This is a genomic window from Bacteroides sp. HF-162, from assembly GCF_015679285.1.
Lineage (GTDB): Bacteria > Bacteroidota > Bacteroidia > Bacteroidales > Bacteroidaceae > Bacteroides > Bacteroides uniformis.
Genome location: NZ_CP064937.1, coordinates 3,250,657 through 3,274,757, shown reverse-complemented (window position 1 = coordinate 3,274,757; position 24,101 = coordinate 3,250,657). Strand labels below are relative to the sequence as shown.

Annotated in this window: 25 protein-coding genes; 23 read left to right on the top strand and 2 right to left on the bottom strand. The window is 47.5% G+C overall.

All coding sequences use genetic code 11. The features are described 5' to 3' along the window. Window positions 1-30 precede the first annotated feature (30 nt). The 16 genes from ITJ87_RS13735 to ITJ87_RS13660 all read left to right on the top strand — a co-directional run bounded on the left by ITJ87_RS13735 (window position 31) and on the right by ITJ87_RS13660 (window position 15,146). On the top strand, window positions 31-1,002 hold the full coding sequence (locus ITJ87_RS13735) for a S49 family peptidase (RefSeq protein ID WP_117652840.1): 972 nt from the start codon (window positions 31-33) through the stop codon (window positions 1,000-1,002). A 17-nt stretch (window positions 1,003-1,019) separates the two neighbouring features. Further along, window positions 1,020-3,050, top strand: a complete 2,031-nt coding sequence (locus ITJ87_RS13730; RefSeq protein WP_196096275.1) for a hypothetical protein — start codon at window positions 1,020-1,022, stop codon at window positions 3,048-3,050. Window positions 3,051-3,143: 93 nt separating this feature from the next. Next, complete coding sequence (locus tag ITJ87_RS13725) at window positions 3,144-4,145, top strand: hypothetical protein (RefSeq protein ID WP_119961570.1); 1,002 nt, start codon at window positions 3,144-3,146, stop codon at window positions 4,143-4,145. Between the two features lie 77 nt (window positions 4,146-4,222). Then, a complete protein-coding gene (locus ITJ87_RS13720; protein ID WP_119961571.1) occupies window positions 4,223-4,840 on the top strand; it encodes a hypothetical protein in 618 nt (205 codons plus the stop codon). 41 nt (window positions 4,841-4,881) lie between these two features. Further along, window positions 4,882-5,256 (top strand): hypothetical protein, encoded by a 375-nt coding sequence (locus tag ITJ87_RS13715; protein WP_044467552.1) that lies wholly within the window; start codon window positions 4,882-4,884, stop codon window positions 5,254-5,256. 1 nt (window position 5,257) lies between these two features. Then, the gene (locus ITJ87_RS13710) at window positions 5,258-6,568 is read left to right on the top strand and encodes a site-specific DNA-methyltransferase (protein WP_196096273.1); all 1,311 of its coding nucleotides are present in this window, start codon (window positions 5,258-5,260) and stop codon (window positions 6,566-6,568) included. Next, window positions 6,565-6,915 carry a hypothetical protein gene (locus tag ITJ87_RS13705; RefSeq protein WP_117652836.1) on the top strand — a complete coding sequence of 117 codons (351 nt, stop codon included), beginning with the start codon at window positions 6,565-6,567 and terminating at the stop codon, window positions 6,913-6,915. Before ITJ87_RS13710 ends, ITJ87_RS13705 begins: the two co-directional genes overlap by 4 nt. Continuing rightward, window positions 6,912-7,553 (top strand): hypothetical protein, encoded by a 642-nt coding sequence (locus tag ITJ87_RS13700; protein ID WP_044467555.1) that lies wholly within the window; start codon window positions 6,912-6,914, stop codon window positions 7,551-7,553. The genes ITJ87_RS13705 and ITJ87_RS13700 overlap by 4 nt, the downstream gene beginning before the upstream one ends. A 1-nt stretch (window position 7,554) precedes the next feature. Then, window positions 7,555-9,309 (top strand): hypothetical protein, encoded by a 1,755-nt coding sequence (locus ITJ87_RS13695; RefSeq protein WP_196096271.1) that lies wholly within the window; start codon window positions 7,555-7,557, stop codon window positions 9,307-9,309. 252 nt (window positions 9,310-9,561) lie between these two features. After that, window positions 9,562-9,873, top strand: coding sequence for a hypothetical protein (locus ITJ87_RS13690; protein ID WP_196096269.1), 312 nt, complete (start codon window positions 9,562-9,564; stop codon window positions 9,871-9,873). After that, window positions 9,870-11,342, top strand: a complete 1,473-nt coding sequence (locus tag ITJ87_RS13685; RefSeq protein WP_196096267.1) for a hypothetical protein — start codon at window positions 9,870-9,872, stop codon at window positions 11,340-11,342. Before ITJ87_RS13690 ends, ITJ87_RS13685 begins: the two co-directional genes overlap by 4 nt. Continuing rightward, window positions 11,339-12,196 (top strand): hypothetical protein, encoded by an 858-nt coding sequence (locus ITJ87_RS13680; RefSeq protein ID WP_117599679.1) that lies wholly within the window; start codon window positions 11,339-11,341, stop codon window positions 12,194-12,196. Before ITJ87_RS13685 ends, ITJ87_RS13680 begins: the two co-directional genes overlap by 4 nt. Further along, window positions 12,190-13,158: a hypothetical protein gene (locus ITJ87_RS13675; protein ID WP_196096265.1), complete on the top strand. Its 969-nt coding sequence runs from the start codon at window positions 12,190-12,192 to the stop codon at window positions 13,156-13,158. The genes ITJ87_RS13680 and ITJ87_RS13675 overlap by 7 nt, the downstream gene beginning before the upstream one ends. Further along, window positions 13,155-13,715, top strand: a complete 561-nt coding sequence (locus tag ITJ87_RS13670) for a hypothetical protein (protein ID WP_196096264.1) — start codon at window positions 13,155-13,157, stop codon at window positions 13,713-13,715. Before ITJ87_RS13675 ends, ITJ87_RS13670 begins: the two co-directional genes overlap by 4 nt. Before the next feature lie 260 nt (window positions 13,716-13,975). Further along, window positions 13,976-14,911: an amidoligase family protein gene (locus tag ITJ87_RS13665; RefSeq protein ID WP_117652831.1), complete on the top strand. Its 936-nt coding sequence runs from the start codon at window positions 13,976-13,978 to the stop codon at window positions 14,909-14,911. A 1-nt stretch (window position 14,912) separates the two neighbouring features. Next, window positions 14,913-15,146 (top strand): hypothetical protein, encoded by a 234-nt coding sequence (locus ITJ87_RS13660; RefSeq protein WP_044467563.1) that lies wholly within the window; start codon window positions 14,913-14,915, stop codon window positions 15,144-15,146. A gap of 124 nt (window positions 15,147-15,270) precedes the next feature. Here ITJ87_RS13660 and ITJ87_RS13655 read toward each other — a convergent pair whose 3' ends face one another. Both ITJ87_RS13655 and ITJ87_RS13650 read right to left on the bottom strand, forming a co-directional pair. Beyond that, complete coding sequence (locus tag ITJ87_RS13655; protein ID WP_044467566.1) at window positions 15,271-15,687, bottom strand: DUF5053 domain-containing protein; 417 nt, start codon at window positions 15,685-15,687, stop codon at window positions 15,271-15,273. Between the two features lie 44 nt (window positions 15,688-15,731). Beyond that, a complete protein-coding gene (locus ITJ87_RS13650; RefSeq protein WP_117599675.1) occupies window positions 15,732-15,929 on the bottom strand; it encodes a hypothetical protein in 198 nt (65 codons plus the stop codon). Between the two features lie 496 nt (window positions 15,930-16,425). On the opposite strand from ITJ87_RS13650, the gene ITJ87_RS13645 reads away from it, so the two are divergent. The 7 genes from ITJ87_RS13645 to ITJ87_RS13615 all read left to right on the top strand — a co-directional run bounded on the left by ITJ87_RS13645 (window position 16,426) and on the right by ITJ87_RS13615 (window position 24,095). Then, window positions 16,426-16,782 (top strand): hypothetical protein, encoded by a 357-nt coding sequence (locus ITJ87_RS13645; RefSeq protein ID WP_196096262.1) that lies wholly within the window; start codon window positions 16,426-16,428, stop codon window positions 16,780-16,782. Window positions 16,783-17,278: 496 nt separating this feature from the next. After that, a complete protein-coding gene (locus tag ITJ87_RS13640; RefSeq protein WP_196096260.1) occupies window positions 17,279-17,554 on the top strand; it encodes a hypothetical protein in 276 nt (91 codons plus the stop codon). Continuing rightward, on the top strand, window positions 17,551-17,763 hold the full coding sequence (locus ITJ87_RS13635; RefSeq protein WP_151882858.1) for a hypothetical protein: 213 nt from the start codon (window positions 17,551-17,553) through the stop codon (window positions 17,761-17,763). The genes ITJ87_RS13640 and ITJ87_RS13635 overlap by 4 nt, the downstream gene beginning before the upstream one ends. Then, complete coding sequence (locus ITJ87_RS13630) at window positions 17,753-18,025, top strand: 5-formyltetrahydrofolate cyclo-ligase (protein ID WP_117599745.1); 273 nt, start codon at window positions 17,753-17,755, stop codon at window positions 18,023-18,025. Before ITJ87_RS13635 ends, ITJ87_RS13630 begins: the two co-directional genes overlap by 11 nt. A 111-nt stretch (window positions 18,026-18,136) precedes the next feature. Then, a complete protein-coding gene (locus ITJ87_RS13625; protein WP_119993412.1) occupies window positions 18,137-18,556 on the top strand; it encodes a hypothetical protein in 420 nt (139 codons plus the stop codon). Window positions 18,557-18,560: 4 nt separating this feature from the next. Continuing rightward, the gene (locus ITJ87_RS13620; protein ID WP_196096259.1) at window positions 18,561-22,043 is read left to right on the top strand and encodes a hypothetical protein; all 3,483 of its coding nucleotides are present in this window, start codon (window positions 18,561-18,563) and stop codon (window positions 22,041-22,043) included. Between the two features lie 9 nt (window positions 22,044-22,052). Then, the gene (locus ITJ87_RS13615) at window positions 22,053-24,095 is read left to right on the top strand and encodes a hypothetical protein (RefSeq protein ID WP_196096257.1); all 2,043 of its coding nucleotides are present in this window, start codon (window positions 22,053-22,055) and stop codon (window positions 24,093-24,095) included. Window positions 24,096-24,101: the final 6 nt, after the last annotated feature.

The following is a 24,101-nucleotide window of genomic DNA, read 5'->3' as shown; positions in this document are numbered from 1 at the left end:
GGCTGCCTATCTTCGCTGAAAAGATACGCAATGAACAGAACTTATCTACGCCAGCTTCTTACTTTAAATATACACCGGCTTCTTATCACGGCAGAGGGCTTGTCTTCTGCCATGATAGAGGCTTTTCCATTGGTGTCCACTGACAGTCTGCAGCCGACATCCTTTTTCTTCAATGAAAATCCTCCCACATATAAAGAGACATCGAAAAAGGCCCTTTCACTTCTTCAGCAGGAAATGAAGGCCCGTTCAGAACTCCAGGGTATAACCGTCACCGATGACTTCTCTTCTGACGAACTTCCTGAAGGCAGTATCGCCTATCACCGTATCTGGGGATTCATCACCTCAGATTGTCAGTGGTATTTCTCCTCCAAGCAGTTCGAACGGGACCTGCTTGCGGCAGAAGCCAATCCGGCCATAACCTGCCATTTCCTGCATGTGAACTCTCCGGGAGGGGAAGCATGGTATATGGACAGACTCAGTGAAACGATGCGCTCACTCGGCAAGCCTGTCATGACATTGGTGGAGCAGTGCAACTGTTCGGCCAGCTATTATATAACCTGCCATTCCAGTTTCATTGCCGCACTCACGGCCTATGATACCATCGGCTGCATAGGAACCATGATTTCCACTTGTAACTATGACGGATGGTTCGAAAAGATGGGTCTCAAACTCATCCAGGCCAAAGCCACGAAATCAGACCTGAAGAATAAAAAGACGGATGACTTGCTCAGAGGGAAACCGGAACAGTACATCAAAGAAGAACTGGATCCACCCAATGAACAGTTCCTTGCCGCCGTTCTTGCATCCAGACCGCAACTGGGCAACCTGCCGGAAGACGATCCGGTATTCCGTGGTGAAACGTTCGATACTCCGCATGCCATCGATAAAGGGCTGGTTGACGCCTCCATGACTTTTCCCGAAGCTGTGGCTAAGGCTGTAGAACTCGGTCGCAGCTATATGGAGATTGAGAATATAAAAAGAAGTGCTCTCAACTATTTATAACTTAACTTTTGTTTATCATGAATTTAAAGGAAAGAATTCAGACCGTCCTGCAGAAACTGAATCTGCTGGACAAAGCGAAAGCCAATCAACTGACCCAGGAAGAATGGGGACAGATAGTCAACTCCTATAATCAGGAGTATCAGTCTATCCTTCAGGATGACTTGGCTGCGGACCAGGCGGCGCAACGGCAAACGGTTGCCGTCACCCAGGAACAGATTGACCAGGTACAGTCCATTCTTGGAAGTATCGTCAATCCGGTACAAACCAATTCAACAGCCACGGAAGAGGGAAACGGCGGGAATGGACCGGTGCAGACCATTTCACAGCCAGCCAACGGTGAAGGTCTGGTGCAACTGGCCACTGCTGTGCAGAGCCTGGTTGACAATATGAACAACCGCGCGGAGGATGATATCCCTTCCCAGACAGTGACAGCCGCTTCCATCATGTTCACGGGACCGGCAGACCGTTCCCGGTATCTTTTCGGTATTGAAAATCCGATGTTCTCCATGTCCGAACGTTGGAACAAAATTGCTGCCAATCCGGCCTCCGCTTCTTCTTACGGTCCATGGGAAGAAGATAATGAAGGAGCCGCTTTCCGTCGCCAGGCCGTTACTTTCTCCCGTTCACTGCAGCAACGTTACGATTATCTGCACAAAAACGGCATGCTTGACGCCAAACGTCTGGCAGTCGGAGAATTCAGTACGAACTACGAAGGGGTGGATACAGCCGGTGTGGGCAACCAGTATGTGGTCCTGCGCCAGGACGCTTTGATTGCCCGTGTACTCGCAGTCCGCGACCTCACGCAGTATTTTCCCGTCCGCTATGGGATTCAGGACCATGACCTCGTGTTCAATGCCTTCTTCTCCGAAGTTTCCCAAGCTTACCAGCAGGGTGAAATCTGGAAGGGTGACATGAAGCTTGAGAACGAGATGGGTCATGTGGATGATGCGATGATTAAGCTCAAGTTCGGTCCGATGAAAGAACTGGAGCGCATGTACATCGCTTATCTGAACAAGGAAGGCTCCGATCCTATCAAGTGGAACATGATCGAGTTCTGCATCCTGAACTCATTGGAAACTGCGCAGGTGGAGCAGAACAAACGCCGTATGCGGGGTATCTATGTCAAGCCGGAAACGGGTGTCGCAGGCAGTTACCTGAACGCATCGACCGGAATCATATACACACTGGTCCGCTACATGCATGAGTTTAAGATTCTTCCCCATGACGATGAGTCCTATCGCAGCTACACGGCTTCCAACATGTTGGATTCCGTTCAGGAGTTTGTCGGCGATGTGGTGGCATCCTGCACAGAAGACATGGATCTTGACCGCCACGTCCTCTATCTGAATAAGACCCATCTTCCCTGGTGGATTAAGAATGTCCGCGCCAAATATGGAAAGGACATTGACTTTTCCGGTCCGGACAGTTACCGCAATGTGGTACCTGACACAAATATGCGTATCATCTGGTTGCCTTACCTCGGTCAGCTTCCCCTCATGTTCATGGATGTTCCGGGCAACCTCCAGTTCCTGGAATTCGTACCGGGCGAGATGCTCTCTATCAAGGTGAAAGAGGACATGGAACTGGTAAAGGCATGGTCCACCTGGAAAGAAGGCACCGCCGCTTCGTTCACCGGCCGCCGTTTTGACAGCCTGGAAAAACTGAAGGCCAACAATTACGAATGGCAGCAGATCTTCATAAACAAACCTACCGTCGATATGGCAGCGGACGCGACCACTGTCGATGCTTCAAAGGGATTCTGGCAGATAACAGCGGCCAACACTGGAGCCAAAGCGATTACGGATATTACGAATGCCAAAGCCGGTGTAGCCTACATCATTGAATGTGGCAGCACGAAGAATGCCACTACCATCGCCAAGTCGGACAAGTTTGCCGACATTACGGAAGCTTATACTCCGACCAAAGAGGGTGACTATATAATGGTAATCCTGAACAGTAAGGGTAACTTCTTGGAACTGGAACGTCAGGTAGGCGGTGTACGCAAGGTGAACGCTGCACTCCAGCCCAACATTCCTGGAGTCAGATAATTGGTTGTCTATAAGAACAGATTGTTTTCAGGTAGCGCGGGGCGGGTCCACTTAAGCCCGCTCCGTTTTTTATAACTTAAAAACTAAAATTGTATGAAAGCAAAAAGAATTTCAAATCCTTTCCGTAAAGGGAACCAGGCTGCCCGTAAGATGCAGGTCCGGTTTTTCCTTTCGCTGATGGTGCTTCTGGCACTCGTGTTTATTCTTGATATGGTCATGTCTCCCGGTTCTGTGCTGGGAATTTACGGATTTTCCGGTACCACACTGGCCGCCATGATGGTCATCGGTGACGTGGACGATGTATCCGACCGTAAGACGCACGGCTCGAATATAGCCTACAAGATTTACCTGGTGGATGTCGACCAGATAAATTCCGATGTACCCTTTCCGCTTCCAAACCAGCAGCGTGAGATAAGCACCATCCCGATGAAAGCCGGACAATACATGAAGTACTTTGCGGCGCACGATATTCCCACCTACACCTCAACCGGTGAGAAAGGTGACATTACCACCAGCGGAACCAACACTTTTGTTGCCGTCATGGGCGGCATGCGTGACCAGCTGCTCGATTTCATTGAACAGCATGCCGGAGGCAAGTTCATCATCCTTTTCAAGGAAGTGGGCGATGCGCAGTGGTATATTCTCGGCAACTATGACCGTCCGATGGTACTCTCCTCCTTCGAGTCCAAAAATGACAAGGACGGGCGTTATGTAACCTATACCTTCACACGTACAAGCATTGACCAGTACTACAAGTATACGGGCGATATTGTCCGTGCTCCGGCAGCTGCTCACACGGCTGGCGCAACGGCACTTGCCATTAAATCCACCAACAACCGTTATACCATCCCCGATGGCAATGAAGGCACATACGCCATTTCCACTGTCAGCGGATTGACAGCCAATGATAAGGGACGTTACATCACACTTGAGGGTACCGGTACCGACAAGGCGGCCACCATTGCCGACGGCAACAGCTTTGTGCTTGAGGATGGAGCTACCTGGACAGCCAAAGCGGGTTCTTCCATCACCTTCATGGTGCTTGATGCCTCTACACTTGTCGAGGTATCCGGCAGCCGTGTGCAGACAGCTTAGTAAAAAACACCTCTTACAAGTCAGCAGAATTCCCTTATAGGCAGCGTGTTGGCTTGTAAGACTTAAATCTGTATGTTATGTATAGTTTCAAAGAAAAGAAGACACATTTCGTGGCTCTCCGGAATCCGGATGTGGCACAATATGACCTTGAGTTACTGGCTAAAGAAGTTCCTGGATTTCCGCAGCTTGCCACATTCTCACGCAATCCCAAACGTTATGCCGATGATATCCTTTATGCACTGTTAGATTGTGCTACACGTGAGAAGATACGTGAGTATCGCCGGGCTATGATCGCAAAAGAGGCAGAAGATGCCGGAGAAAAGAAAACAGAAGCCCCTGCTGCGGAAAAACCGGCCGAAAAAAAACAGCAAATGCCCAAAGGGGAAACAACACATGCTGAAGGAACCGGTCCACATGACGACATTGAAAAGCCTGAAACAGTTCCGGCTGACAACTCGGCAGAAGAGTTGAAACAAGCGCTTGATGAAGCGGAAGCCCGTGCTGAAGAAGCCGAACAGCGTGCCGATGAAGCGGAGGAAGCCAGGGATGAAGCGGAAGCCCGTGCCCAGGAGACTGAGCAGGCGCTGGAAGAAGAGAAAAAAAAAGAGCCGGCCAAGGTTCCGGTAAAGTCCAAAAGCAAGAGGAATACCCGCAAATCGACTGGGACAACCTCTTCGACCCGCAAGTCCAAATAGCCACACTCATCTACAACGACCGCGTGGTCACTTGGAAACAGATGAAGCAGCTCGACGAAAGTCTGGAAAGAAAACCGCAGAAGCGTGACATCATGGACATGGTGGAACTGCGTATCCGTAATCTTCAGGCATTCGATGAGCTGCAATCGTTCAACGACACTGGGAAGTTCCTCTACATTCATCCGCTCATAGCCCACCAGTCAGAGAGAGCACAACTGGAGAAGCTGCTGCAGACGGACCCGCAGGAGTTCCTGCGCCTGCATAAGAATGTGACGGACAATATCCGCAGATACGAGTGTTACCTGAAACGCGCTGACAGGCAAAACAAGCGCACCCAAGACAAGGAGAATCTCCGACGTCACCGTGAACGGGAATCACTGTTCAAAGCAATATTGCAAAAATTCAATTCGAAGTAAAATGGAAAAGCTGATAGAAGTATTTAATTTGGGTGGTTTGCCTACTGCCCCGCTGGATTCGTTCTTGGAGCTTCAGGAGGACTTCAAGAAGTCTGATCCTGACAAATTATCGAAACTGCAGATGCTTATCATCACCCGTGGTTTCAAGTATGCATTCAAAGCCTGGCAGGATTCGGACGGAAAGCTCTGGATTATCGATGCCCATCAGAGACGGAAGGCACTGCTTGCATTGCGCAAGTCCGGGTTTACAATACCGGAAATACCTTATGAACCCATTTTTGCGGCAGACAAGAAGGAAGCGGTAGAGGAAATCGCAGCCTATAATTCCGAGTTTGCCACCAGGAATCCGGATACCCTGCTGTTCAAAAAATATAATATAGATTCTGACACCCTGCAGCGCTTCAACCTGGGTTATGAGGTCAAGACCACTGATTTCGGGCAGGTATCTCCCTTGTTTGCCCAAGAGCATGAGTCGGAAAATGTGCAGGAAGATGCCATCGATTTTAATGTTCCTGCATCTGAAGATACTGTAATTGCCAGACCCGGCGATATATGGTTACTCGGTAACCATCGTCTGATGTGTGGCGATTGCCGTTCCAAATCGGACATCACGGCGCTGGTGGACGGGCAGCATGCGGACTTGTGCGTCACGGATCCACCGTACAACGTGAACTATGAAGGCGGTACAGAGGAGGAACTCACCATCCAGAACGATTCCATGGAAAACGACTTGTTCGCCACCTTTCTCAGGCAGGTGTTCTCTGTCATGTTCGCCGTACTCAAGCCGGGAGGATCCTACTATATATTCCATGCGGACAGTGAAGGCGAGAATTTCCGGGCTTCTCTCAGGAAAGCGGGATTCAAGATTGCACAATGCTGCATCTGGGTAAAGAATACTATGGTGATGGGACGCCAGGATTATCAATGGCAGCATGAACCTTGTCTCTATGGCTGGAAACCGGGGGCCGGACATCAATGGAATTCCGACCGTAAGCAGACTACCGTCTGGAATTTCGACAAGCCGCAGCGCAATGCCATACATCCGACAATGAAGCCCATAGCCCTTATGGCATACCCCATATCCAATTCCAGCACTCCCGGTCAGATAGTCCTCGACATCTTCTCCGGATCCGGTTCAACCCTCATGGCATGCCAGCAGATAGACCGTATCTGTCATGCTATGGAGATAGACCCGAAATATGTTACAGCCACCATTCACCGATACCGCGCCATGTTCCCTGAACAGCCCGTCCAGTTAATCCGGAATGGAGAAATTCTTTCTGTTACAGATACCCAATCCTTGTTGAAATGAAAAAGGAACTCACTCTAACTTCAGACACTGATAAAGCCGTCCTGATAGGCGATGAATATGTATCCCAAGTGCGTACTTTCGGTGCTTTGGGATACACTCCCCACCGTATATGTACGCTTCTCGGCCTGCGTGGAAAGGAAAGGACGGCACTGACAGTCCGCTTGTTGATGCCCGGAGATGTATATTACGACGCCTACCGTAACGGTTGTGCCCTGGGAGAATACAATATCGATGCCGAACTTGCCAAGAAAGCCGAGACCGGTGATGTGTCGGCCATTGAGACCTTGGAAACACGTAAGCAGGAACGGACAGTCAAAGACTTAAGAAACCAACTCTTTGGAATATGACCAGACTCGACACCCTTGATAAGATACATCCGGACTTGATATCCGCATTCCTCACCACCGGGAAGTGTGATGGCATTCCTGCCGATGTGCAGTTATTCCTCAAGCAGCTGCAATGGGCGGCGGAGATTTACGAATACGAGCGTAACATCACCCGTGCCGCCAAGCAGCTGCGCCAGCGCATCAATGCCCAGCAGCAGATTAATGTGGATGAACGTACATGTAAGGCACGCATTTATGCGGCCATCAATTACTTCAATATCGACAACAATGTGTCCATCAAGGTGTGGGAGTCCAACTATGCCGACAAGTACGAGGATCTTGCCAAACTATGTGCGGCTGCCGGTGACTACAAGACCCAGGGCAAGTGCTATGCCGCCGCCCTGGAGTGCCGTCGCCGTGCCGCCGAGATTGCCGAAGCCGACCGTAACCTGGGGATCGTCTTCCTAATATCTCCCGAACTTACTCCGGAAGACCTGGGATACAGCAAGGCCTCCCTGAAGGAGATTGCCTCCAAGCACAATAAAGGCTTCTATCTGAACTTGATAGAGAACCTTCCCATCGAGAAGGCCGAGAAGAAGCGTCTGCTGCGCGATGCGGATATTGAGGAAGCTGAATACGAAGAACTTAATGAAGAGTAAGATGGAAACTGATATTGAAACCACTTCCCGGTTTGAGGAATACTACATGAACCAGATGCAGATACTGGTCAATGTCATCGATGCCAACAACATATTTGCCGAAGTGGCGCGTGCAGGTGGCAAGACGGAAGGTATCACCGGCCCACGTATCATCCGTGTGGCCAATGACATGCCAGGCGAGCTGTCGTTTCTGGTACATAAGACCTACGTTGCCCTGATGACGAACGTATGGCCCAACCTTCAGGCTTATTTCTCCAGGGAAGTCACCGTAGGTGGGAAGGTACGTTCCATGCTGGAGTATGGCATCGATTATGTGGTGGGCGAAAATAAGCTCCCTTCTCATTTCCGCAAGCCCCGATATCCCATATCCTACCCCAAACACAGTGTCGTTTTCCGGGATGGCCATCACATCCAGTTGGTAAGCTCGGACCAGCCGGAGTCCGTTGCCGGACGCTCTGCCGTCCACGCCATCATTGAAGAGATGAAACACAACAAAGGGGAGAAATTGAAAACCCGCTTGTTCCCTTCCCTCCGTGGTGCCAGTGCCGAAATACGCCGGTCACCTTATTACCAAGGAATCACGGGCGTATCCGATACCGCGCGTGTGGACCTCGGCGAAGATGACTGGTTCGAGGAATATGAGAAGAATATGGATACGAAACTGATGGAGGAAATATCTACAGTTGCGCTTCATGTAAATGCAGCTATCTATCAGAAATACAAACTTATAAATTCCCAACGGGAAACTACAAATCCCGTTACCCTTGAACGTATCCGTCTTGAAATCATCAGGCAGAATCGCATCATATCTTTATGGCAGCCCCGCCTGGCGGACATGCGTCGTAACGCCACGTTGTACGTCCGTGCCAGTTCCTTCTGCAACAAGGATATTCTCGGTCCGAAGTTCTTCAAGACGCAGCTTGAGACCTTGGATATGGACGAATTCCTCACTTCCATCTGCGCTATCCGCCATAAGGAGGTTATCAATAAGTTCTTCGCCAACTACAACAAGGAAAAACATCAGTATTCAGACAGCTATATTTATGAATCCATTCTACGACTTGACCTGCGGGAACATTTTCTACTCACAGCCCGCTATTTGAAGCACTACAACAAGCGTGACGAGCTACTGGTAGGATATGACCCCGGCCACTTTTCCAGCCTTGTTGTCGGGCAGGAAAAGGAATACGGCCGTCAGCTCCGTATTATAAAGGAACTCTATTGCTGTTACCCGGATGAACAGCCCGAACTCGCCCGTCAGTTCTATGAGTTTTTCGGTGCTGATTCCCTGAATAAGCGTATCATTCTCTACCCTGACCGTGCCGGGAACAAACGCCGTGAGGAACTGGAACAGATAACCACCGACAGCCGTGCCTTGAAGCGTGAGTTGGAAAGTTATGGCTTTGAGGTGGAACTGATGAACGAAGGGCAGGCCACCGTCTACCATTGGCAGCAGTTCAAGTTGTTGCTTCTTATGTTTGGAGGCCGGAGCAATGCCTTGCCGGAAATTTTAATAGACGAAAACGAGTGCAGGAACCTTTGCAGTGCCATTATGCTGTCACCGTTGAAAAAAACGGAAGGCCGCATCGAGCTGGACAAATCTTCGGAAAAGAAAGTGCCTCTCAAGAACCAGGCCGGGCTGACAACGCAGCTTCCCAGTGCCTTGATTTATCTTCTTTTCGGGCGTTATGGAAACAAAGTGTTGAGTGAATTATCGTCCATGCCGGACAATTTACCTGATAATTTGGCTATATAACGGCTGTTTTTCACTATAAAAATAGTCAGTATAGATACAATAATGGTATCGTTTGACATTAAAACAAACGCTTTTTGTTTGGAAACCAAACTTTTATGCTTTTGAAAAAGGAAAGCGTTTTCTTCGTGAGGCGCTGTTCAGCACGCACCGCTGAGTTTTGGGATTGCAAGGCATCCTCCAGCATTCCTCGGAAATATGACGGAGGGCGCTTCCCGTCCTTTCTCTCACAGCAGAATCCGGCTACTTTTGGGCATGGAAATGACAATGACCGGTCTCCAAGCGATGCAATGGGCCAAAGAGATTTCAAAGCTGCCTGACGGCTGCTTTACCATTGCCTTCTTCCCGTGTTCCAGGCATAAGGGGGAGGCATCAGCCACATTGACAGTTAAAGAAGGATGCAGATGGCGTACTCAACTGCCTGAAGAAAGATTCAGTATAGACAGTGACAACTTCTTTCTGTTTACAGACGCAGACGGGGAACCCAAGATGTGCTACCGTATTCTCATCAGGTACATGGGCTTTCCTCAAGATGGTTTCAAACTTCATAAAATAGATTGGTTATGAGTAAAAGCAATCTCAAAATGGTAGGCAACTTCGGTTGCTATCTTGACGATGACAATGTAATATCCTTCCAGATTGGAGACAGGCCAATGGCTTCAGTCCTGGAACCGGCCCCGATGTTCCCCCTGAGTGGAGGAAGTCTTCCGGATACGCAGTGGCAGAGCATCCAAGGATTCCAGGTGTGCAGCCGTGGCTTCAACAACATGAAATGCGAGGAAGTCGCGTCCGACATAAAGAAGAACCGGCTTCTGCCAAGACTGATTACCAAGCAGGTCAGCATGCTGTATGGCCATGGGCTTGCCGTGTACAAGCCGGCAATCGTGGACGGGAAACTTCAGAAACAGTGGGTTGACTGTCCGGAAATCATGGACTGGCTCAACAGTTGGGAACAGCGCGGTCTTGAATCGGGTTATAAGGAAGTGGCCAAATCAATCATCAAGAACTACTACTATTTCAGGGACTGTTTCGTAAAGTGGCGCTTCACAAAGGGAAAAGCAAGAGGGACGATGCCCGTTGCCGGCCTTGAATCCATGGAGAACAGACATTGCCGGCTGGCCACCACCAAGAAGGATGTGGCGACAGATGTTGTCTACTACCGGGATTTCCGCTACATTGCCGTAGGGCGTTGGGGGTATGGCACATCCACTTTCCGCATCTATCCGAAGTTTTCCTTTTCGGAGCTTGCCAATTACAGATTCGCGGCCATTTCCCATCACCGGGAAAAATCCGTGGATGAGTTCTACGGTGTGAACGAAACCCATGCCGGTACCCGCTCCTACATCAAGGGTTCCAACGATACGGCTGATTATATCAACTCCTTTTTACGTAATTCGCTTGCCGCCAAGATACACATTGTCATCCCCAATGCCTGGCTTGAGTCCAAGAGGATCCAGATAACCAAACTCTGCGACGAGAATAAACGGCGCAAGAAAAACAATGAGGAAGAACTGATGTACAATGGCATCGTGATTGGTTCGGAATTCAAGGAATCCACCCTGATAAAGTATCTGCAGTCTGAACTGCGCAAGATCTCCCGCTATCTGTCCGGTGCAGACAACCAGGGTAAGGCGTATGCGACAATCAGCTTCAAGAACAGCCAGGGCGAAGAGGAACGCTGGAAGATAGAGACGGTTGATTTGAAATACAAGGAATATATCGATGCCTTGATATCCTATGACAAACGCGCCGATGAGGTGCTGCTGTCAAGCGTGGGACTTGACTCCTCCATATCCAGTGTCAGCAAGGACGGGGTCATATCCAAATCAGGAGCCGATGCGTATTACAACTATCTGATATACATTATGTCACTGACATCGGAAGACGAAATCTGCTCCGAACCGTTCAATATGGCCATACAGATAAACTTTCCCCATTTATACAGCCAGGGGTACCGTCTTGGATTCTATCGCGAAGTTCCGGCACGCCAGGAAGATGTTTCACCTCAAAACAGACTAAATCAGCAACAGTCATGAGAATATTGGAAGAACTGTTTACCACCATTTCGGAATTTCGGAAGTATGCTCCCTATGCAGAGAGCAATGTCACTTTCGACCAGCTCAATTCGTCTGCCATTTCTGCGAAAAAGCAGATGGTTATCATCCTTACCAAAGATGTCTACACCGAACTGACGGCAGACGAGGGCGAATTGAAGGAGGCCCTGCGTCTTGCGATGGCCAATCTGACCATGGCCAAACAGCTCATTTTTGATGTTGTATCCAAGCGTAAGGATGATGTCGATATATACAAGCATGAGCAGGAAAGCATGCGCAGGTCGTATATTGAGAACTATTATAATGCCATGGATACTGTCATCCAATTGCTTGACAACAGTCAGACCGTGCCCTCCTGGAAAGAAACGAGATACAAGAAGATGCTTGATGTTCTTAAAATAAAGAGTACGGAGGAGTTCGACATGCTGTATACGATAGACATGTCCTATCTGTTCTTTTTCCGGACTATACCGATCCAGAGCGAAGCGCTGGATGACGGGATATCGGCCTATTTTGAGCGGGCAGAAAAAAAGGAAGAGATACTGCGTCTGCTCAAACGATGCCTCGCCAAGCAGACCATAGCCATTGCCCTGCGGCGTTTTGATATTCTCGATTTTCCAAGTACGATTCGCAATTTATTTGAAGACTCAAAAGTTATGCGATATGGTACTCAAGAGCAAGAACGTTTACTTGCTCTGTCAGACTCTCTGCTTGAAGAGGTGAAGCGGGAACTGGCCAATATAGATCTGCTTTTGTCAACGGACAGTTCCGGCTCTGTAGATACGAACACATCCTTTAACCGTCCGGACGACATAATAATGCTGATGCCATGTTGACAATAGATTTTATAGCAAAAGGAATGCAATACAGCATCCCCAATTCCTGGGATGGATTAACTCCTTATCACTTCCAAGCACTCATGCGTGATATACAAAGGTTTGCGGATGGAAAAATATCCGTCGGCATGGTCCGTGCGAATTATGTTTGCCGGATTATGGGATGGAATCTTCAAAAAATAAGGAATACGGATGGATGGGCAAATGTGGCCTGGCTTGCAGAGCAGGTGACATTTCCGTTCACGATTGTCTATCCGGATAATGATGCAGCACTCCAGGAATTGGATTCTGAAACATACAGACTCTGTAAGAAGATACCACCACACCGGTTGCATGGAATAACCATATCCAGGTATCTGGACAGACTGGACTACAAATATGCAGTAGACTCATGTTTCTGCAAACAACTGGTTCCGGCGATACATCTTGAGGATGAAACTTTTTTTGCCTATAATATAGAAACCATGTTCAACCGTCTTACTTGCTCGCTTACGGCACTCCAGTTCATAGAGGCACGTGGTCTCCTTGGATGTCCGAAAGAGCAGCTTCCGTTATTGGCCGCTATCCTTTACTATCCGGACTGGTATTCATCTGCCGGAGCGCATAAGTTGGCACAGAAGTTCACTGGGCTGCCGATGGATGAGCTTATTCCCATAGCCTTCAATTTTCAGGCCTTCATCAATTATCTGTTTACCAAAACTGAGTTCAAGTTGCTTACAGAACTTGAGGAGACCAAAGTTTCTGCCATTTCCACGGGTGCACTTGAGTCTCTGTACAACTTGAGTTCAGACGGGTTTGGGGATATTGAAACCATCGAACACATGAATGTCATCCAGTATTTGACCATCCTCCGGAAAAAAATTATTGATACGGTGCGCAGCCTGCATGCGGCCAAAATGGATAAAGCGGATATTGCGAGAGAAACCAGACTTCCAATTCACATAATAAATGAAATCCTATGATACTTGATTTGCTCAGATATTTTGCCCGTTTTCCCAAAAAGGAAGGGGTTGTCTCCATGTTCGCCAACGGCTCAAGTGACTTTATCCAATATGCGGAACTGCTTGGGCATGTCAAAAAACTCCCGGAACCGATAATGCCCGAACTTGAGAATCTTGTTTTCGGGCAGTCATACGAGTACGTGAAGAGGCGCGTCGATAATATTACCGGTAACTATCTGTTCGTGGATTTCGGAGAATTCACATCAAGCCGTGACACACACAACTCCATTCTTGACAGCCAGAAACTTGCCGCCACCATAGCCATGAAAGTTTCGGATTCCGCAGACATGGTTGAGACGGCCATTGCTTCTGAAATAACATTGTCTCTCCTTGCGGAACTCAGAAAAAGGCTTATCCTCGATTCACGGTCTGAGGATTTGCCATGGCTTGATAAGATATCTGAGAATCATGACATTATCCCTTTTGTCTCATCCGAATTCAAATCCATAGGTTGGACACTCATGTTCAGTTCTACCGCAACCGATTTGTTCAATGCCAAACCTTCCCTTAATGAGTAGCTGATACTGTTGTGCCAATCATTAAATAATTCAGAAACTTTTTGTTCATGCTATTTATTTCCATCCTGGCTGTGGGCTGTCGAAGTTCGCGGTCAGGAGCTACTCCTGATTACTCTTTTCCGTCATCCCTACCACGAAAAATAATCATTTTTTTACTCAAGCTAAACAAAGCTAACACACTGATAATAAACAAGATATTACTACGTTATGCGCGTTAATAGTGTTACCTTAGCTGTACGAAAAATAAAGGATAAAACATTATGAACGAACAAGTTACAAACATTCTTAACCAGAGCATAACAAAGACGGCAAAGATACAGCAGCTCCTTCTTTTAGGTCTGACCCGCCGCCAGGTAGCCGATTTGGTAACAAACGGAAATTACGGTTTCGTGCAGAACGTATATAAGAAAATGCTGGAAGCCGGAAGATTCGGCCAGCAACCGGCCATCGCAGCCTGCCCCGAATTGGACTATACTTTCAACAGACGTTTCGGCATCGAGATAGAGGCATATAACTGCGAAAAGGGAGTTCTTGCCCGTGAACTTCGTGAGGCCGGAATTGCAGTTGCAGTGGAAGGTTACAACCATAACACCCGCGACCATTGGAAGCTGGTTACAGACAGAAGTCTTAGAGGGAACGATACTTTCGAGCTGGTAAGCCCAATACTTGAAGGGGAAGCCGGATTGCAGGAACTTCAGAAGGTATGCTGGGTGCTCGATTATTGCAATGTGAAGGTGAACGACAGCTGCGGCCTTCATATACACATGGACGCTGCAGACTTTACCATTGAAACCTGGCGCAACCTTGCAATAACTTACCGCCGCCTCGAACCGGTAATCGACTCCTTTATGCCGGGTACCCGCCGGAACAACAGATATTGCAAATGCCTTACCGGAATTTCAGAACGCAGTATAACGGAGGCAGAGAACATCATGCAGCTACGTTCAGCCTTTGGAAACGACCGCTACCACAAATTGAACCTTGAGGCTTACGCACGCCACCGCACAGTTGAATTTCGCCAGCATTCGGGTACCACCAATTTCACAAAGATGGAAAATTGGATACGGTTTGCCGCCAACATGATTACCTTTGCAAAATACGGCATGGTGAATTCGGGATGCCCGCTTTCAAATATCCCCTTTCTGACAGCCGACCAAAAAGTATTTTTCAAATTGAGAACCAAAAAATTAGCATAATATGATGACAACTTACACTTTGCAGGATGGCGGTATAATTGCCGCCTCCTGCCCTGCAGACTTTGTAACCAAACTCCGTGAAAGCAGCCGTTTCGACAGTGAATGTACCGACCAGGAATATATGTACCATTTCGCCGACCGTTTCCATGACCAGACGGGGCATGTAGTCCGAGCTGATACCCCGGAGCATTTTTTGGAGGATTTGCTTTCCAACGGGTATATGAAAGTAGAATAATCCCCTCCAAACAAAAGAAGGCTTCCAACTTGTGTGAAAGCCTTCTTTTGTTTGATGTGGTCGGTAGAACGAAAAATCCCCGTAGCGGTTCATACTACGGGGATAAGTTGTCATAAAACGTCTCTCAAGATATGGAGAGTGAACCTAATTGTTTGCTTATATCCTGGAGAGCGAAGTTGAATGTCTCCAAATCCTTTTTGCTGAGCGTATAAACTTTACCCCTAACTTTGCTGCCATTGATACGTTGGCTAAGCCATGCGGTACTTTTACCGAAATACTTCTTGGCAATGTATCCCAATGGAATGATTTCCGTATAGGGAGCTATTTGTTGCTTCAATGTGATATAGTTGTTCAATTCTTCAGCTTCTGATGAAACCTCCTTGTAGCCATTGATTAGGAAATCGGCTATTGCATCAACATCTTTTTGATCTGTGTATTTACTGGTTATTTCATCAGAGAGAGCAACATATTTCTCCATAGCATCCGGTGTGCCGGAGTGAGCGATTTCATGCAATTTCTTCAAATCATCTTTAAGTGCCATAAGCTTATTGTTTTGTGCTCCCCTTATGGGGAGCTTGTTTAACTTCATTTTTCCAATTCTTTCAAAACCTTTTCTAAAAGTGCTATCTGTTTGTCTGTTTCCAGTTTTGCATCCAAGAGTTCATCCATCTTCTGCCTACTCATTTGGTTTCCTGCATTCTTGAAAGTGTGTTCATACATTTTAGATAACAATTTTAACTGGGTAAGCTTTGCAACCAGTTGCATTTTTGTTTCTTTTTCCATATCTCTTTGTTTTAATGACAATGCAAATATACATAAACATTTCTTTATGCGCAAATTCCATAAAGAAAATTTTATGTATTTCTTCTTTATTGAACAAAAATGCATTTTCTGCACATGAAAATTTTAACATGTGCAGAAATGGGGTATATTTGCACTTATAGGAAGCCTATCAGGAGTCCTATTATCAGACCCGATAAAAAGCATATCATGATGATGATTGGAAGCCAGCTGACAGATTCTTTCAATAAGTTGAAATCCGTACATACTTTATTGATTCTATTCTCCAACTGAGTTAATTTGTATTGGTCTTGCATAACTTCTTTCTTTTATTCCAAAAATAATCTTTTTCTTTTGCCATTCCAAAAACTTTTGTGATATTTGCTATCGACCAATATCAACCAACTAATTCAATTCCTCATATCGTGTAATCCGTATTCAATCGGGTTCCGGGTGGTTCCGGTGGTCGCACGATATGAGGAATTGATTTTTCATTTACATGATTGCGGACGAATTATTAGATGGGCCGTTAAATGTTATGAGATTTCATAATACAGAACGTAACCAAGATTTTGATACAGACTGGATATCAGACATGGATACCAAGCAGATAGAGGATATGGTATTCACTCTACATGCTTATGGTTACATAACTTACAAACATAAACCTAAGAGTCATCATACCGCTTATCTTTGCCGGTTGACACCGGAAGGTATGCGGTTCTGTCAAGAAGGTGGGTTCAGGGCTATCGCTGAAAAGAAGAAAAAAGAAAAGAAAGAAAAATTATATAAGGTAGTAATTGCTGTTATATCTACAATGGCGGCTACGCTTGCAATAATAGAATTCTTGTTATAATAATTAATAGTATAGCCACAATAGCTAATATTTCAAATATGATTAGCAATATGGATATTACATCATCTATAGAAAATCTTTTGCTCCAGCATTTTTTGCATTGTTGGTTGAATAAATAGTTCGGGCTTTCCATTATTTTTTTTCTTTTGCTACAAAAATAACCTTTTTCTTTTGCCATTCCAAAAACTTTTGCCATATTTGCAGTGCTGTAACAGTTGGTTGAGCTGTTTTTTCAACCCCGACCGGACAAACGGCTATTTGTCCAAATACGAATTTGGGCTTTTTTTATGCCCATAGGTTTGCTCCAGACATGAATGTCGCCAGCAAATTCATATACGAACAAGAAGACATTGCGTAAAGTATGATGCATATACTTATACGGCTATCATTCCCGAACATTTATTCCAACGCTTCGGCGGGGTTGAATCAACTGTTGCAGCAACGGGTTTGGTAGCCGTTCTTTTTTTCTGCCATTTGCTGTAACAGTTATTCGTATATGAAAAATCAAATTTCTGGCATTCTCAACGTGCCTGCCTCCGGCATCCCTACCGTGGGCGAATCTGTTAACGCTCTTACTGAGCAAGTGAATAACCTCCAACGCAAGTACTACCGTGCTTTGGCTCCCGACTGCGAAGTCAAGACCGAAGCAGACCGCTGGTACTTCCGCGCCATCCTATGGGCATGTGCCGGGATGGTGTTCCCACCATTGGTTGTGGTCACTGCATTGTGCGTTTATAAGGCAAAGAAGTGCCAGAAAGGAGGTGCCAAATGAACCGTATCAAGTCTATAACACAAAAAGACATTTATGTTCAAGCCGAACGTCTTTGCACAGGAACTGAAACAAGTGAGTATAAATATTGCCTTGCTTATTATGGCAACTATGTGATGTGTGACATCTCTGCGGAGGATGCTCGTGAAATCATTGCCTGCCTGCAGCATGCGCTTGATGTTAATGAGAAAGGAGGACAAAATGAAAAATAAAGAGCAAGAACAGAAAATTACCGATATCAGTATCCATATAGCATCCTTGTCCGCATCGTTCAAACCTGCCCCGGATGCACGCCATGCCACCCATTGGTTCACTACGGATGAAGTCTACGACGCCATTCGTCGCATTGATCCTGGAGCGCATATTAGTAAGGAGCAGGTTCATCAAGCCATGCTTGATGCCGGTTATAAATACCAGAACCGTCCTGGTTCATCAGGACTGGACTTCCGGTGGATGCTCCAAGCGAGAAACTAAATACTACTGTCATATAGGGGGTAATTGTTCGTGATGAATAGTTGCCCCTTCGTTTTATGTCCTTTCCGTACCCCCTCCCCTATTCTATCTTTGCTGGAAATAACAGTGAATATGATTACAGACCAGCTTGTCAGAGAACGTTTTGTCCATGATATAATGTCTCAAGGCATCAACCTTATTTATGAAACACAAGAAAAAGTTGTGCGTACATATCTCAACTCACGGTCTGGTGACCTGGTGGCACATCTTCAAAAACGTCCGTTCATTGCCCAGGAATCAGATACGAAACAAGCCTATTATCTGCGTATATTCCCATATCTCCGCTTCCTTGACATCTATTATCGTCGTGGAGCCAGTGACCGTATTTCCCGTCATATTCGCCGTAATCTTGCTCTTTATAACCGGGTGGTCTGGGGAGTGCTGTATCATGAGACATTCCCGGAAATAAAGTACGGTTTCACGGAAGAAGTTCGTACCAATATTCGCAAGGAACTGGAGCAGGCCCTTCAATATGAAAACTCAAACTGGTAACATTATGGCAAAAAAGCATTTATCCGAAGACGAAATCAAACTCATAATCTCAGGTGACAGTTCTAAGCTTCAGGAAGAGCTACATACACTGACCAAGGAAACCAAGGCTTTGAAAAAGGAAGAGGCCGAACGCCGCAAGGCTATGGTGGAGCTCGAAGCCCAAGGCAAAAAGAACACGAAAGACTATCAGAACCTTGCGAAAGAGTGCAAAGAGTATACTGCCAAAATTTCCAAAAACAATGAGAAAATAAGTCTGCTGACCCGTAACTTGAAAGTCAACGATCTCACCATGAGACAGCTCAAGAAAGAAGCTAAGGAGCTTTCCGCTGCTTTGGATGATATGACTGAATCTGCGAATCCGGAAGAATATGCCAAACTCAATACCCGTCTCAGAGAAGTCCGTGCCCGCATGAGCGAGTTACGCAGTGCAGGTAACAACATGAACAATGAGTTCGGCAACAGCGTGAATTGGATGTCCAAGTTAAAAATGGCAGCCAAGGCTTTCATTGCCGTTAAGGTTGTCGGATGGCTTAAGGATGTCCATAACCAGGCATACGAGACACGCAAGGAATTTGCCAAATACGAGGCAGTCCTTCGGAATACTTTCCAGTCGCAGAAGAAGGCCAATGATGCCATGAAGATGCTTCAGCAATTGGCAGAAGACACCCCATCGTCCTTGCAGGAATGGACTGAAGCATATATCAAGCTGGTTAATCGTGGGGTCAAGCCTACCAGCCAGGAGCTTGTCAACATGGGAGACCTTGCCGCTTCCCAAGGAAAATCCGTCGATCAGCTCATTGAGGCTATACTTGATGCGATGACCGGGGAGAACGAACGTCTGAAGGAGTTCGGTATCAAGGCTTCCAAATCCGGGGAGACTACAAAGTTCTCTTTCCGAGGAGTGACTACCGAAGTGCGCAATTCTGAGGATGCCATCAAGGATTATCTTCTTTCTCTCGGTCGTGTCGACGGCATTGCCGGTTCCATGGCCGTGCAGATGCAGGAACTTGAAGGAATCCAATCCAACCTTGGAGACACAATGGATGCCTTTTTCAATAAAGTAGGAAAAAAGCTGGAGCCGTTCTGGAAATCCATGTTGAAGTATGCCAATGGATTCTTCACTAAACTTGGGGAAATGTTCACCACTTATACGGAAACTTACGAAAACCATTTCGACAAGATGGTACAGCTTGAGAGCGCATTGCCGGGACTGTTGAACCGATACGAGGAACTGGTTGGCAAGTCCTCACGTTCAGCCGAAGAACAGAAAGAACTGGCCAGCGTCATCGCCCAGATAAAGAATATGGTACCCGGCGCTGTTTCCGCTTTCGATGAGTATGGACGTGCAATTGCCATCTCTGGAGAAAAGGTCGAAGAATTTCTAATAAAACAACGTGCCTTGCTCAAATTTGAAAATCAGAAAGCGATAAAAGAAATCACAAAACAAATAGAAAACTATCGGAAAAAAATAAAGGAGTTACAAGAACTGTACACCTATGGGAGGACCAACATGGTTAGCCAGGGTATGTTTGCTTCTCCCATCATAACGGTAGATAAATCGGATGCAATGAAAAAAGCAATAGCTGAAGAGATTGAGAATTACAGCAACATGCTTTTGGGTGCCGAAGAGAAATTGAAACAACTGAACGGCCAGACTATTGAAGAAACCGTCAAGAACCAGCAGAAGCTTGCAGAAGCACGCCAGAACTTCAACAAGATGGAGAAGGTTCAGTTGCAAGCCTGGATAAAGAATAACAAGGACGCAGCTGGCGAGTATGTGGAAATAGCCCAGGAAATATACAACAAGCGTTTTCCGGCAGAAGATTCTGACGCGACCAAGAAGAAGGCTGACAAGGCACTGAAAGAACAAGTTGAAACCGAGAAGAAAGTCTTGGCAGACCTCGCGGCTCTACGTGACCAAGAATTAACGGACGAGGAACGGAAGATTACCGCCGTAATGAATGTACAGAAACTGTTACTGGCAAGACGGCAGATGACGGAAAAACAGTATGCTGTATGGATGACCACACTTGGCAGCAACTTGGCAGACCGTCGTCTTGCCATTGAGAAAGAATACGCCAGCAAAGCAGAGAAGCTGGAATTGAAAAATGGGGAACTGAAAGGGCAAGCGGTGAAAAATGCAGCCAGGCGTGTGGAACAAGCAGAACAAAAATCGTTCGAAGCGCGTCTGAAAGCAGAGCAGACTTACCGGGACAACATGGAAGCTATCCGGGAAATGGCAGAACATACACCGACCACCCCCGAAGCACGACTGGAGACAGAATACCAAACCAGACTACAGATGCTGAAAGCATACTACCAGGCTTCACTGGTGTATGCCCGACAACACGGGGAGGACGAAGCAGCCGTAACAGAAATATATAATCAGGCCAAGCTGAATCAGGACAGACTGTACAAGGAAGAAAAGATAAGACTCGCCAAGAAAACATCTGAAGAGTTGAGGGCATTACAAGATAATGATATTTCCCAACAGTTCACGGATATATACAATAATATAGAAAATTTGAAGGAGGCAATCAGTAACGCCAATTTCGAGGGGATGCTCCAAAGTATCCAGGGTATTGTAAATTCTGTCTTGGGTGGGCTGAGCAATTCCTTCAATACTTTCAAGCGGATTGAAATAGATAATGTAGAGGCAAAATATGATGCAGAGATAGAGGCTGCGCAAGGAAATGCCGAAGAAATAGAACGTCTGGAGCAGGAAAAAGCCCAGAAGAAGCTGGATATTGAAAAAAAGTATGCAGATGTTCAGTTTGCAGTAAAGGCTTCCCAGATTATTGCCAATACTGCGATGGCCATAATGATGGCTTTAGCCCAACTGGGACCGATTGCCGGACCGATTGCAGCAGGGGTAATGGCTGCCACCGGAGCTGTCCAGTTGGCCGCAGCCAATGCGGAACGGGAAAAAGTCAAGAATCTGACTCTTTCCGGCAGTAATTCCGGCAGTTCCGGTACCGGCGCACGCGTTGCCACTGGTCGCCAGTCCGGAGGCAAGATTGATGTCCGGCGCGCTCAGGATGGAAAGCTCTTTCCCGATGCCGACTACGACCCTGATGCACGGGGATTCATTGACCGTCCTACTGTCATAGTAGGTGAAGGGCCTTCCGGACAATCCAAAGAATGGGTGGCCAGCAATGCAGCTGTAAGCAACCCTACCGTCGCACCGATACTTGACATACTGGACAAGTCCCAGCAGGCCGGTACCATAAGGACACTTGACCTTAACCAGGCAATCCGTGCTCGAATGGCCGGTTATTCATCCGGTGGCTCCATTGATGCCCAGAAATCTGCAGTGCCGGTACCGCCTGCGCCATCAGGAACCTCTCTGCCTCCAAGACTGATGGAACGCCTGGCCAATGCAATCATCCGTATTGATGAAGAAGGCATCCCGGCATCCGTCACTCTATCTGAACTTGAACGCAAGCAGGAATTGCGGAACCGTTCGCGTAAAATAGGAAGCAAATAACATTTCATCATGAAAATAGTACATTCTTCAGGAAAAGCCTATCAACTGGCACCTGACACGCAAATTGAAATCGAACGTCCGAATCTGTTCTTCAATGATTATGGTGAGCAGTCACTTCCGGTGGATCTCCCGGATACAGACCTGAACCGGGAACTGACCGGTTACCCCGATATGGTGGCCAACCGTAAAAAGCCGCAGACAGACATCACATGCAGCATCCGAGACGGTGACTACTGTGTGACCGCCCGGCAAGCCATACTCGGTGCCAAGCGGAAAGAGAAGATAACGACGACATTCTACATGAACGAGGGCAGTTTCCTTTCGCGCATCGAGAAAGTTGCCGTACCGGCCGTTTTCGGCAGCGAGACCGTACCCGGAGTAGAAACCGTAGAGCAGGGTATCAACTGGTGCCGTTCGTTGCTCGACAACACCAATCCGCATTTCACCCTCTTCCCCGTCATCATCGAGCTGGACGGGGAAAAACGCGGAGTGAACGTCACCTGCGTAATGGACGAGAATGGAAGGCCGATGCAGGTCCGTCCCAGAGTCACAAGGAAACAAGGCTTATACAACTCATATGCCCGTACAGAGAAGGTGGACAGCCGTATAATCACACTTGATCCCGGTTACTACATTACGCCCTTCATCCGTGCCACCTACCTACTGGAACGTATCTTCTCCTATTTCGGCTATACCTTGCAACCGAATTTTTTCACCGAGACCGAGCCTTTCAAAAGCATGGTGTTCATCAACAATACTGCCGATGCGCTGGTGAACGGTACCATCCTGCTGGCCCACCTGGTGCCCGACTGCCTATGCTCCACCCTGCTCGAAGTCTTTCGCAAGAAGTTCTGTTGCGAGTTTGTTCCAGACGAAGTGGCCAAGACTGTCCGCATAGAGTTTTTCAAAGACATGATAGCCGCACGCAACCCGACAGACTTGACGTCTTGTCTGGCCGGACAACCGGAAATCAATTACGAGACAGCCCGTCAGCTGAAGCTATCGTCAAAGAGCTCCCTCAGCAATGGAAGCACTCTTGACAGCACCACCGAGCTGGAGCGCAAATACCCCACGGCCTACTATGACATGGCATCCGGCAGATACGTAAGGATGGGTTATGGCAGGGAGGGCGTCATCAGGGTAGTGTCCGACGGAAACCTGCCGTTCTATGCCGGAGAAGAAGGACTGGATGACTATGAAGTGGAGGTGCCCGACAGTCAGTTCTGTTTCGACAGCCTAATGTTTTTCGTGCAGGGCACTATCAACGGAAGAGAATACGGGAATTCCGTAACTGCCCCCTATATCGGAGAAGGAAGGATGCTCAACAGTACTATCCGGGTAGCAGACGAAAGTACGAAAAGTGAGGAAAGTGAGGAAACGACAAGCGATCCCTACCTGACCGAAACCTCCCATGACCAGAATCCCATGCTGGCTTTCGCCTTGAATGACAGTACCGGACTGCCCGTCGGGGCAAACCACGATGCCGCGCGTGGCTACTCCCTTCTGTACAATGGCCCTATCGGTATCTATGAAAAATTCTGGCGAGACTTCGACACCTTGCTGCGCAATGCCCTGCACAAGGTAACAGTTCCGCTACTGATGACGAACACAATGAAGCAAGCCCTCCCCGTCTACCGGAAAGTGGCACTGGGCGGTTCGGAATACCTCATCGACGTGCTAAAGTACACTCTCGGAGGCAACAATATGCCAATGGATACAACGTTGCTCACTACGCAGCTCCAGGAGCCCGTAACCATGGCCATGGACGAGAGCGAACGGATGAAGATGCCTGCCTACAAGTGGAAGGTAAACTGTACGCTATCCGAAATGACGGAAGACGAATGGACAGCAGCAGGCTTCGAGGCGGGCGCGTTGGTGGACATGACCATCGTTTATCTTGCACCGCCCACCGAGAAACAGTATGCCGCAGGCGGACAGTACCACAAGCGGACGGACTACTACAGCTATATGTATTATCCACGCCGGGGAGAAGGTGAAATCTGTTATAGAAGAGTGTCCGTTTACATGACTCCCCAATTGATTACAGATTAAGGCGGT